This is a genomic window from Acidimicrobiales bacterium (assembly GCA_036399815.1).
GTDB lineage: Bacteria > Actinomycetota > Acidimicrobiia > Acidimicrobiales > DASWMK01 > DASWMK01.
Genome location: DASWMK010000252.1, coordinates 17680 through 29036, shown reverse-complemented (window position 1 = coordinate 29036; position 11357 = coordinate 17680). Strand labels below are relative to the sequence as shown.

The following is an 11357-nucleotide window of genomic DNA, read 5'->3' as shown; positions in this document are numbered from 1 at the left end:
CGAGGGCCGACAGGTCGCTCACCGCCGAGGTCGCCGCGCTCGACGCCGCGCTCGAGCTCCTCCGGGCCGGCACCCCCCTCTACAAGGGCGGCATCGACGCCGAGCGCCGGGCCCTGCTCGCCCCGTTCTTCCTCATGACGGCGAAGCCGGTGCTGGCCGTCGTCAACGTCGGCGAGGACCAGCTCGACCGGGCCGACGAGCTCGCCGCCGCGGTCGCCGCCGAGCTCGGGCCGGGCGCGGAGGTCGTCGCCATGTCGGTCCAGCTGGAGGCGGAGGCCGCCCGCCTCGACCCCGACGAGCGGTCGGAGCTGCTGGAGGGCCTCGGCCTCGGCGAGGGGGCGCTGCCCCGGTTCGTGCGGGCCGCCTACCACCTGCTCGGGCTGCGGACGTTCCTCACCACCGGCGACAAGGAGTCGCGGGCGTGGACGTTCCGGGCCGGGTCGAAGGCGCCGGAGTGCGCCGGCCGCATCCACTCGGACCTCCAGCGGGGGTTCATCCGGGCCGAGGTCATCCGCTGGGACGAGCTCCTCGAGATCGGCTCGTGGGCGAAGGCCAAGGAGGCCGGCAAGCTCCGCGTCGAGGGCAAGGACTACGTCGTCGCCGACGGCGACGTCCTCGAGATCCGCTTCAACGTCTGAGCGGCGGGCGGGGTGGCCTGGCTCGTCTGCGACGGCAGGGTGCTCGCCTCCCTCGACGTGGCCGACCGGCGCGCCAGCCGCCGGCGGGGCCTGCTCGGGAAGGACCGGATCGAGGGCGCGCTGCTCATCCGGCCGTGCCGGTCCGTCCACACCATCGGCATGCGGGTCCCCGTCGACGTCGCCTTCTGCGACGCCGACCTCGTCGTCCTGCGGGTGGTGACCGTCCCCCGCAACCGGGTGACGAGGGCGGTGCTCCGCGCCCGCGCCGTCGTCGAGGCCGAGGCCGGGTCGTTCTCCCGGTGGGGGGTCGGGCCGGGCGACCGGCTGGAGGTGCGGTCGTGAGCGGCGCGCTCGTCCTCGTCGCCACCCCGATCGGGAACCTCGGCGACCTGTCGCCCCGGGCCGTCGAGGAGCTGCGCGCCGCCGACGTGATCGCCTGCGAGGACACCCGCCGCACCGGCCGCCTCCTCCAGCACGCGGGCGTGCCGGCGCCCCGGCTGCTCGTCGTCAACGACCACACGGAGGCCGGCGAGGTGCGGGCCGTCCTCGCCTACCTCGACCGCGGCCAGCGGGTGGCGCTCGTGACCGACGCCGGCACGCCGGCCATCTCCGACCCGGGCGAGCGGCTGGTGCGGGCGGCCGTCTCGGCCGGGCACGAGGTCGTCGCCGTGCCCGGGCCGTCGTCGGTGGTCGCCGCGCTGACGGTGAGCGGGCTGCCGACCGGCCGGTTCTGCTTCGAGGGGTTCCTGCCCCGGCGGGGGTCGGGGCGGGGCGAGCGGCTGCGCGCCCTGGCCGGCGAGGAGCGCACGATGGTGCTGCTGGAGGCGCCCCACCGCCTGGCCCGCACGTTGGCCGACCTGGCCGAGGCGATGGGCGGCCGGCGGGAGGTGGTGCTGGCCCGGGAGCTCACCAAGCTCCACGAGGAGGTGTGGCGGGGCACCCTGGCGGCGGCCGTCGAGCGGGCCGAGGCGGTGGCGCCGCTCGGGGAGTTCGTGATCGTGGTGGCCGGCGCGCCGCCCACCGGGCCGGCGACCGACGGCGACGTCGAGCGAGCCCTGCGGGACCGCCTCGCCGCGGGGGAGGACAAGCGCACCGCCGTCGCCGAGGTCGCCGCCGAGCTCAAGGTGCCGAAGCGCCGGGTGTACGCGATCGCCGTCGACCTCGGCGCGGGCGGTGACGATGGCTGACCTGCGCCGCACTTCGGGGCGGCGGCGGTCGACGCGGTGGGCGGCCGACGTGGGGCCGCGGTGACGGCCGACGACGCCTTCGCCGCGCTGGACCGCCTGGCCGCCGCCGGCGTGCCGTTCGGCCTGGCCGGGCGGTGGGCGGCGGACGCCATCGCGGGTCGGTCGCCGTCGGGGCCGGCCGAGGTCGTCGTGCCGATCGAGCGGGTGGCCGACGCCGTCTCGGCGGCCGGCGGCGCGCTGGTCGTCGACGCCCGCCCCATGGGTGGCGGCGGCGAGGCCCGCACGCTGGCCGACGGCGACGTGGTCGACGGCCGCCTCGCCGGGCGGCGCCTCCCGTGCCTGCGGCCCGAGGTCGCGCTCCTCCTCCTGCTCGACCGCCGCCCCGCCCCGTCCTCCGACGACCTCGCCGCCGCCCGCGACCTGGCCTCGGCCGCCGGCCTGTCCCTCCCGCCGCTCGCCGGCTCCCCGGCCGGGGCCCCGCCGCCCGAGGAGCGGGGCGACGCCGTCGCGGGGCTGTCGACCGCCTTCCCGGTGCCCGTCGGCGCCGGCGGCGGGCCGGAGCCGGCGGTCGTCGTGCGGGACGTGGTGCCGTCCGACGCGCCGGCCGTCGCGTTCGTCCACGTCGCCTCCTGGCGGTTCGCCTACGCCGACCAGATGCCCGGCGCCTTCCTGGCCGCCCTCGACCCCGTCGCCCGGTGGCGTCAGTGGGCCCGCCGGCTCTCGTCGGAGGAGCCCTCGCTCCCCGAGGCGACGGTCGTCGTCGCCGGCCCGCCGGGCACCGTCGAGGGGTTCGCCATGTACGGCCCGGAGGCGGGCGGCGGTGCCGACGGCGAGGTCCACGCCCTCTACTGCCACCCGGCGGCGATCGGCGCGGGCCGGGGTCGGGCGCTGCTCGCCGCGGTCACCGACCGGCTGCGGGCGGCCGGGTTCGCCGAGGCGGTGCTGTGGGTGCTGGCCGGGAACGACCGGGCCTGCCGCTTCTACGAGGCCGCCGGCTGGGCCCCCGACGGTGCGACGCGCGACGAGGAGGTCGGCCCACCGGGCGACCGCATCACGGTCCCCGAGGTCCGCTACCGCGCCCGCCTCGCCTGATCCGTCGCGGCCGGGGCCGGCCGTCGCTCAGCCTGCGGACCGTCTGAGGAGGCGACTCGTGCCGGGCGTCGGCGGCGCCGGCGGCCGTCGTCGGAACGGGCGTATCGACCCGACGCGCCCGTACGCTGGTCGGGGCATGCAGGACGCCGACCGACCGCCGCCGCCGGACCTCTCCGAGGTCTACGACGAGGCGACCCTGGCGGCCCTCGACGCCTGGGGCCGGCCCCCGGCGGAGGACCGGCGGCACCGTGCGGCGCCGTCCCGTCCGGTGCGCCGGGGCGCCGCCACCGGCGCGCTGCTGAGCGGGCTGGTGCTCGGCGTGCGGGACGTGTTCGAGGACGAGCGCGACGAGGAGGTCGTGCTGGAGGAGGACGCGCCCGGTCCCGACCCGGGCCAGGCCGTGGTCGTCCACCTCGTGCCGTTCGACCCGGCGGCGAGCGTCGCCGTGGTCCGCCCCTGGCTGCTCCGCTCCGCCCGCTGATCCCGCCGGCCCGGCCGCCGGTCCCCGTTCCTGTCACACCCCCTGCTTAGGGTTTGCCGCATGGTCCTCGTGCTGGTGGTGACGGTGGCGGTGGCGGCCGCCGGGGTCGCGGCGGTGCTGGCCGCGGCCGTCGTCGCGGCCCGCCAGCGGGCGGCGGCGGACGAGGCGGCCGCGCTGGTCGCGGCCGAGGTCCGCGAGGCGGCCGCGGCCGAGCGCGACGCGACCGTGCGGGCGGCGGTGGACCACGTCGTCACGATGGCGAGGGAGCGGCTCGGCGCGGAGCTGGCGGCCGGTGAGCGGGAGCTCGAGTCCAAGAAGGGCCTGATCGACGGGCGGCTGGCCGCCATGGGCGACCAGCTCGAACGGGTGGCCGGCCTCGTCGCCGCCCTCGAGCGGGACCGGGTGCGGGCCCACGGCGAGCTCACCACCCGGCTCGAGGCGACGGCCCGCACGACGGCCGAGCTCACGGCGACGACGGCCGGGCTCCGGGAGGCGCTGGCCAGCCCGCAGGCGAGGGGCCAGTGGGGCGAGCGGATGGCGGAGGACGTGCTGCGCCTCGCCGGCTTCGTGGAGGGCGTGAACTACCTGAAGCAGCGCACGATCGACGGCCGCGGCACCCGGCCGGACTTCACCTTCCCCCTGCCTCGCGGCCACGTCGTCCACATGGACGCCAAGTTCCCGGCCGCCAACTACCTGCGGTACCTGGAGGCGGCGACGGACGACGAGCGGGCCAGGCGGCGGGCCGACTTCCTCCGCGACGTCCGCCACCGGGTGCGAGAGCTCTGCGGGCGGGACTACGTCGACGCCGCGGCCGGCACGGTGGACTACGTCCTGCTGTTCATCCCGAACGAGAGCGTGTACGGCTTCATCCACGAGCAGGACCCGACCCTGCTCGACGACTGCCTGCGCCAGAAGGTCGTCCCCTGCTCGCCGTTCAGCCTGTTCGCCGTGCTGGCCGTCATCCGCCAGGCCTTCGACAACTTCGTGCTGGAGCAGACCTCGAACGAGGTCCTCTCCCTGCTCGGGGCGTTCGCGGAGCAGTGGGAGCGGTTCTGCGGGCAGCTGGACAAGGTGGGCGCCCGGATCGAGTCGGCCGGCAAGGAGTACGAGCGGCTGGCCACGACCCGCCGGCGCCAGCTGGAACGCCCGCTGGCGAAGATCGAGGAGCTGCGCAGGGACCGCGACCTGCCCGTCGCCGCCGGCTTCGGCACCGGCGACGGCGAGGTCGTCGCCCTCCCCGGCACCGGGACGGAGGACGCCTGACCGACGCCCCGAACGAGCACATCCCCGAGCCGCACAGGGCGGCGGCGGGCGGCCCGCCGCGGCCGGCGCGTGCGGCGGGGCCGGTCGCGCCCTGGTCGGCAGGCGATCCCCGGCCGTCGTCGCGGCGGCACGCGCCCGGTGTCGCCGGCGGCGCCGCAGCCGGCGACCGGATGGGAGCGGCGCCGTCGGCTCCCGAGGGGCGGGAGGTGTCGGTGACCGCGTGGTGAGCGGCGGCGGCACGGTCGCGCCCGTGCGGCTGTCGGCGGCGGCGGCCCGGCGGGTGGCGCTCGGCGCGCAGGCACTGGTCGACGGCCGGCCGGCCGGGCGGGTCGACCTCCGCCACGTCCGGCGCGCTCTCGGGGCGATGGGCCTCGTGCAGATCGACTCGGTCAACGTGCTGGTCCGCTCGCACGAGCTGCCGCTGTGGTCGCGGCTCGGGGCCTACCCGCGGGGGGTGCTCGACGAGCTCGCCTTCCGGCGGCGCGAGCTGTTCGAGTACTGGGGCCACGAGGCCAGCTACGTGCCCGTGGGCCTGCACCCCCACCTGCGCCACCGGATGGAGCGCTACGCCGCGCTGCTCGACCGGCGGGAGCTGAAGCTCCAGAAGGAGGACCCGGACTACGTCGAGCGCGTGCTCGACGACGTCCGTCGCCGCGGGCCCCTCGCCGTCACCGACCTCCAGGACGGCGGCGACCGGGCCGGGCCGTGGTGGGGCTGGTCGAAGGGCAAGGTCGCGCTCGAGTACCTGTTCGGCGCCGGGCGGCTGGCGGTGGCCGGCCGCCGCAACTTCGCCCGCCTCTACGACCTGCCCGAGCGCGTGCTGCCGGCCGAGGTCCTCGCCGCGCCGACCCCCGACCGCCGGTCGGCGTACCGGGAGCTGCTGGTGCTCGGGGCGAGGAGCGTCGGCGTGGGGACGGCGGCCGACGTCGCCGACTACTACCGCCTCCGCCTCGCCGAGTCGAAGGCGATCCTCGCCGAGCTCGTAGACGAGGGGCGGCTGCTTCCGGCCGAGGTCGAGGGATGGCGCCAGCCGGCCTACCTGCACCCCGAGGCCCGGCGCCCGCGGCGGGCGGAGGCGGCCGCGCTGCTCACCCCGTTCGACCCGGTCGTCTGGTTCCGGGACCGCACAGAGCGCCTCTACGGGTTCCGCTACCGCATCGAGATCTACACGCCGGCGCCGAAGCGGGTCTACGGCTACTACGTGCTGCCGTTCCTGCTCGGGGACCGCCTGGTCGCCCGCGCCGACCTCAAGGCCCAACGCGCCGCCGGCGTCCTCGAGGTGCGGGCCGCGCACGCCGAGCCCGAGGTCGACCACCGGGAGGTGGCGGCGGCATTGGCGGAGGAGCTGCGGGCGATGTCGGCCTGGCTCGGCCTCGGCGGGGTCGAGGTGGTGCCGGCCGGCGACCTGGCGCCGGCGCTGTCGGTCGCCGTCGCCGCCGGCTGATCAGGCGAGCACGGGCAGGCGGTCCCAGAGGGCGGCGACGACGTCGGCCGTCGTCGCGCCCCCGGCGACGAGCCGGTCGAGCTCGCCGGACGCCGCCAGCGCGCCGGCCAGGTCGGCCAGGTCCGGGTGGCGGGCCGTGTAGGCGGTGACGACCACGTCGCCGCGGTCCAGGGTGACGAACCGGGCCAGCGGGAGCAGGGCGCCGAGCGTGCCGAAGCGGTCGGGCCGGGGCCCGTGCAGCGCCGGCCAGCGGTCGGCGACGAAGGGCGTGCAGCCGGCGATGCCGGCGAGCCCGTCGCACAGCGGGTCGCCGCCGGCGAAGCGGACGACCGGCACGGCCGCCATGACGATGGCCCCGCTGCACTGGAGGCACGGCTCGAGGGTCGACCAGATGGCGAGGTGCCGGCCCCGCCCGACGGGGACCGACGCCAGCGCGTTGACCTCGGCGTGCGCGACCGTCGACCCGGCGACCTGGCCGGGCGGCGCCTCGGTCTCGAGCAGGCGGTTCCGGCCGGTGGCGACGACCGCGCCGGTGGGGTCGGTGAGCACGGCGCCGATCCCGAGGCTGCCGGCGGCGTACGACGCCCACGCCTGCTCGAACGCCGCCCGCCACGGTGCCTCGAGCGCCGCCCAGGCCGTCCGCCCGTCGCCCGGGAGGCCGTCCCGATCCCCGTCCGCCCCCCCTCGCCCCACGCCGCCGGACCGTAGCGGCCCCGGCCCACCAACGAGCACCCGACCTGCCCCCGCCCGCCCGCTTGCCCGCTTGCCAGCGCGACCGCCGCCCGCTCGCTCGTCCCCTCACCGTCCGAGCTGCGTCGGCCCGTGAGCCGGCCGGTCAACGCCGGCCCGCCCGCCGAACCCCGAGCCGGCCGAGCGCGCCCCGCGCCCCCGCCGGGCCGTCGAAATACCCGGTCGCCGCGGCAACCTGCCGCCCTACCATCGCCGGCGTGACCACCATCGGCGCCGCCGCCATGCCCTGGGCCCTCCACGGGCCCCCGAGCGCCGGCTGACGCGCCGCGACCGGGCCCGCGACGGCCCGGTCCGCTCCTGCCGACCCGGCCGTGCCGGGCCAGCGAGGAGCACCCATGACGAAGCGACCTAGGGTGGGCGACGTGGCCCGCTTCTACGTCACGACGCCCATCTACTACGTCAACGACGCCCCCCACATCGGCCACGCGTACACCACCGTCACCGCCGACGCGCTCGCCCGGTGGCACCGCCTGATCGGCGACGACACCTGGTTCCTCACCGGCACCGACGAGCACGGGCTGAAGGTGCAGCGGGCGGCGGAGGCCAACGGTGTCAGCCCGAAGGAGTGGGCCGACCGCACGAGCGAGCGGTTCAAGGAGGCCTGGCGCCTCCTCGACATCGGCTTCGACGACTTCATCCGCACCACCGAGCCCCGCCACCACCGGGCGGTGCAGGCCCTGCTCCGGCGGGCCTACGAGAACGGCCACATCGAGCTCGGCACCTACGAGGGCCTCTACTGCGTCGCCTGCGAGGCCTACTACGCGCCCGGCGACCTCGTCGACGGCGTCAAGTGCCCGATCCACCTTCGCCCCGTCGAGGAGCTGAAGGAGGAGAACTGGTTCTTCCGGCTCTCGACCTTCACCCAGCCCCTGCTCGACTGGTTCGAGGCCCACCCCGACGCCATCACCCCGGAGGGCAAGCGCAACGAGGCCCTCGGCATCATCCGCCAGGGCCTGGAGGACATCTCGATCAGCCGAACGTCGATCACCTGGGGCGTCCCCGTCCCCTGGGACGACCGCCACGTCTTCTACGTCTGGTACGACGCGCTGATCAACTACGCCACCGCCGTCGGCTACGGCGCCGACGACGAGCGCTTCGCCACCTGGTGGCCGGTCGTGCACCACCTGATCGGCAAGGACATCCTCCGCTTCCACTGCGTCTACTGGCCGGCCCTGCTGCTCGCCGCCGGCATCGACCCGCCGGCCGGCGTGCACGTCCACGGCTTCCTCCTCGTGGGCGGCGAGAAGATGAGCAAGACCCGCCTCAACCAGATCGCGCCGGCCGACCTGGTGGAGGACTTCGGCGTCGACGGGTTCCGCTACCACTTCCTGCGGGACACGCCGTTCGGCCCCGACGGCGACTTCTCCTACGAGGGGATGGTCGCCCGCTACAACGCCGACCTCGCCAACAACCTCGGCAACCTCGTCGCCCGGGTGGCGACCGTCGTCGGCAGCAAGTGCGGCGGCACCGGCCCGGCGCCCACGCCGGACAGCCCGCTGCGGGCCGTCGCCTCGGAGGTCGTCGAGGCGGCGAGCGCGGCGTGGGCGTCGATCGCCCCGTCCCAGGCGCTCGAGGCGACCTGGCGGCTGATCCACGCGGCCAACGCCCACCTCGAGGCCAACGAGCCGTGGAAGGCCGAGCCCGGGCCGGCCGTGGACACCGTCCTCGGCGACGCGCTGGAGGCGCTGCGCATCGTCGCCATCCTCGCCACCCCGGCCCTGCCGGCGGCGTGCGCCGAGATCTGGCGCCGCATCGGCTTGGCCGGCTCGCCGGCCGACGAGCGGGTGCCGGCGTCGACGGCGTGGGGCGGCTACCCGGGCGGCCTCGCCGTCGAGAAGGGCGCCCCGCTGTTCCCCCGCATCAAGGCATGACCCGCTGGACGGACAACCACTGCCACCTCGACCCCGGGCCGGCCGGGGCCGAGGCGGCGGCGGAGGCGCGGGAGGCGGGGGTCACCCGGCTGGTCACCGTCGGCACCGACCCGGCCCGGTCGGCCGCCGCCGTCGCCACCGCCCGCGCCCTGGACGGCGTGTGGGCCACGGCCGGCGTCCACCCCCACGACGCCAAGGACGGCCTCGACGGGCTCGAGGACCTGCTCGACGAGCCCGAGGTGGTCGCCGTCGGCGAGTGCGGCCTCGACTACCACTACGACCACTCGCCCCGCCCCGTGCAGCGGGAGGTCTTCGCCGCGCAGGTCGCCCTCGCGACGACCAGGGGCATGGCGCTCGTCATCCACACGAGGGAGGCGTGGGACGACACCTTCGCCGTCCTCGCCGCCGAGGGCGTGCCCGAGCGGACGGTCTTCCACTGCTTCACCGGCGGGGCCGACGAGGCCCGCCGCTGCCTCGATCTCGGCGCCTGGCTCTCGTTCTCCGGCATCGTCACGTTCCCGAGCGCGGGCGACCTCCGGGAGGCGGCCGCGCTGTGCCCGCTCGACCGCCTCCTCGTCGAGACCGACTCGCCCTACCTCGCCCCGGTGCCCCACCGGGGCCGCCCGAACCGGCCGGCGCTGGTCCCGCTCGTCGGCGCGGGCGTGGCGGCGGCCAAGGGCGTGGCGGCCGAGGAGGTGGCCGAGGCGTCGTGGCGGGCGGCGTCGGCCGTCTACGGCCTCCCGGGGTGACCATCGGCCGCCGCGACGCGGCCGCCCTCCTCGCCCGCCACGGGCTCGCCCCCAAGCGCTCGCTCGGCCAGAACTTCGTGGTCGACCCCAACACGGTCCGCCGGATCGCCCGCCTCGCGGGGGTGGGCGCCGGCGACCACGTGGTGGAGGTCGGGGCCGGCCTCGGCGCGCTGACCCTCGCCCTCGCCGAGACCGGCGCCGCCGTGACGGCCGTCGAGGTCGACGCCCACCTCGTGCCCGTGCTCGAGGAGGTGCTGGCCGGGACGGGCGCCCGGGTCGTCCACGGCGACGCCATGGCCCTCGACTGGGAGGGGCTGCTGGCCGCCGCCGGCCGCTGGTCGCTCGTCGCCAACCTCCCCTACAACGTCGCCACCCCGCTCGTGCTCGACGTGCTCGACGACGTGCCGGCCGTCGACCGCCTCCTCGTGATGGTGCAGGCCGAGGTGGGGGAGCGCCTGGCCGCCGGACCGGGGGACCCGGCCTACGGCATCCCGTCGGTCAAGGTCGCCTACTGGGCGACGGCCCAGGTGGTCGGCCGGGTGCCGCCGACCGTGTTCCTGCCCCGGCCCCGGGTCGACTCCGCCCTCGTCCGCATCACCCGCCGGCCCGTCCCAGCCACACCGGCCGACCCGGCCCGCCTGTTCGCGCTCGTGCGGGCCGGCTTCGGCCAGCGCCGCAAGACCCTCCGCCGCTCGCTCGCCGGCCTGGTCGACGCCGACGGGTTCGCCGCCGCGGGGGTCGACCCCGGAGCGAGGGCCGAGGACCTGTCGGTCGAGGACTGGGGTCGGCTGGCCTCGGCCTGACCGGCGACCGGGCCGCCTAGCGTCGGCGGGATGGCGACCGAGACCGTCCGGGCGCTGGCCAAGCTGACGCTCTCGCTGCGGGTGACCGGCGTGCGGGACGACGGGTGGCACCTGCTCGACGCGGAGATGGTGACCGTCGACCTCGCCGACACCCTGACCTTCGCCGAGGGCGACGGGCTCACCGTCGGCGGACCGGCCGCCGGCCCGGACGTGCCCACCGGCGACGGGAACCTCGTCCGCCGGGCGCTGGCCGCCGTCGGCCGCACGGCCGCCGTCACCCTCACCAAGCGCATCCCGGCGGGGGCCGGGCTGGGCGGCGGGTCGGCCGACGCCGCCGCCGTGCTCCGCTGGGCGGGCTGCTCGGACCTCTCGGTCGCCGCCGGCCTCGGGGCCGACGTGCCCTTCTGCCTGGTCGGGGGCCGGGCCAGGGTGACCGGCGTGGGCGAGCGCCTGGAGCCGCTGCCGGAGGTGGACCGGGTGTTCACCCTGCTGACCCCGCCCTTCGCCGCCGCCACCCCGGCGGTGTACGCGGCGTGGGACCGCCTGGGCGGGCCGTCGGCCGACGGGCCGAACGACCTCGAGCCGGCGGCGCTGGCGGTCGAGCCCCGGCTGGCCCGGTGGCGGGACCGGCTGGGCGACGCCACCGGCGCCACCCCGGTGCTCGCCGGCAGCGGGTCGACCTGGTTCGTCGAGGGCGCCTTCCCGGGCGACGGCCGGGTGGTCACCCGGACCGCCCGGCCCTGACCGCGCCGCCGGCCAACCCGGCCCGAACCCGCCCGGCGACCCGGCCGGCCGCCGACCGCCCGGGACCCGGGGCGCGACGCGCACCGACCGCCCCCGAGGGGGCGGTCGGCGAGGTCCGTGGTGCTGGCGCTTACTTGCCGGCGCGACGCTGCCAGCGGGTGCGCTTCAGCATCTTCTTGTGCTTCTTCTTGCGCATGCGCTTGCGGCGCTTCTTGATGAGCGAACCCATGACGGGGAGCCACCCTACCGGACCCCGGCGCCGGTGCGAACCGGCGGGCTAAGGTCCCGCCCACCAACCAGCGCCGGAGGGGGCCGACCCGGCCGTGCGAAGGGGG

13 protein-coding genes are annotated in these 11357 nt (G+C 77.3%); 11 read left to right on the top strand and 2 right to left on the bottom strand.

The annotated features are described in order from the left end of the window. The 7 genes from VGB14_19110 to VGB14_19080 form a co-directional block, all read left to right on the top strand. Nucleotides 1-638: DUF933 domain-containing protein (locus VGB14_19110; GenBank protein ID HEX9995042.1), on the top strand; the 638-nt coding region annotated here is incomplete at its 5' end. A 12-nt stretch (nt 639-650) separates the two neighbouring features. Continuing rightward, complete coding sequence (locus tag VGB14_19105) at nt 651-980, top strand: DUF192 domain-containing protein (protein ID HEX9995041.1); 330 nt, start codon at nt 651-653, stop codon at nt 978-980. After that, on the top strand, nt 977-1825 hold the full coding sequence (gene rsmI, locus VGB14_19100) for a 16S rRNA (cytidine(1402)-2'-O)-methyltransferase (GenBank protein ID HEX9995040.1): 849 nt from the start codon (nt 977-979) through the stop codon (nt 1823-1825). Before VGB14_19105 ends, rsmI begins: the two co-directional genes overlap by 4 nt. Nucleotides 1826-1885: 60 nt before the next feature. Continuing rightward, complete coding sequence (locus tag VGB14_19095) at nt 1886-2917, top strand: GNAT family N-acetyltransferase (protein ID HEX9995039.1); 1032 nt, start codon at nt 1886-1888, stop codon at nt 2915-2917. Between the two features lie 136 nt (nt 2918-3053). Continuing rightward, complete coding sequence (locus VGB14_19090) at nt 3054-3398, top strand: hypothetical protein (GenBank protein ID HEX9995038.1); 345 nt, start codon at nt 3054-3056, stop codon at nt 3396-3398. 60 nt (nt 3399-3458) lie between these two features. Beyond that, entirely contained in the window at nt 3459-4661 is a 1203-nt protein-coding gene (locus tag VGB14_19085) for a DNA recombination protein RmuC (GenBank protein ID HEX9995037.1), read from the top strand. 250 nt (nt 4662-4911) lie between these two features. Then, nucleotides 4912-6105, top strand: coding sequence for a crosslink repair DNA glycosylase YcaQ family protein (locus VGB14_19080; GenBank protein HEX9995036.1), 1194 nt, complete (start codon nt 4912-4914; stop codon nt 6103-6105). Here VGB14_19080 and VGB14_19075 read toward each other — a convergent pair whose 3' ends face one another. Then, nucleotides 6106-6798, bottom strand: a complete 693-nt coding sequence (locus tag VGB14_19075; protein ID HEX9995035.1) for a nucleoside deaminase — start codon at nt 6796-6798, stop codon at nt 6106-6108. It abuts the gene before it with no gap. Between the two features lie 392 nt (nt 6799-7190). Between VGB14_19075 and metG the strand changes: the two genes are divergently transcribed. The 4 genes from metG to VGB14_19055 are packed head-to-tail and all read left to right on the top strand — an operon-like array spanning nt 7191 to nt 11022. Beyond that, nucleotides 7191-8726 (top strand): methionine--tRNA ligase, encoded by a 1536-nt coding sequence (gene metG / locus VGB14_19070; protein ID HEX9995034.1) that lies wholly within the window; start codon nt 7191-7193, stop codon nt 8724-8726. Next, nucleotides 8723-9475 (top strand): TatD family hydrolase, encoded by a 753-nt coding sequence (locus tag VGB14_19065; GenBank protein HEX9995033.1) that lies wholly within the window; start codon nt 8723-8725, stop codon nt 9473-9475. The genes metG and VGB14_19065 overlap by 4 nt, the downstream gene beginning before the upstream one ends. Next, on the top strand, nt 9472-10278 hold the full coding sequence (gene rsmA, locus VGB14_19060; protein HEX9995032.1) for a 16S rRNA (adenine(1518)-N(6)/adenine(1519)-N(6))-dimethyltransferase RsmA: 807 nt from the start codon (nt 9472-9474) through the stop codon (nt 10276-10278). Before VGB14_19065 ends, rsmA begins: the two co-directional genes overlap by 4 nt. 30 nt (nt 10279-10308) lie before the next feature. Next, complete coding sequence (locus VGB14_19055) at nt 10309-11022, top strand: 4-(cytidine 5'-diphospho)-2-C-methyl-D-erythritol kinase (GenBank protein HEX9995031.1); 714 nt, start codon at nt 10309-10311, stop codon at nt 11020-11022. Between the two features lie 130 nt (nt 11023-11152). Here the strand turns inward: VGB14_19055 and VGB14_19050 are convergent, their stop codons facing one another. Next, nucleotides 11153-11251, bottom strand: coding sequence for an AURKAIP1/COX24 domain-containing protein (locus VGB14_19050; GenBank protein HEX9995030.1), 99 nt, complete (start codon nt 11249-11251; stop codon nt 11153-11155). Between the last annotated feature and the right edge of the window lie 106 nt (nt 11252-11357).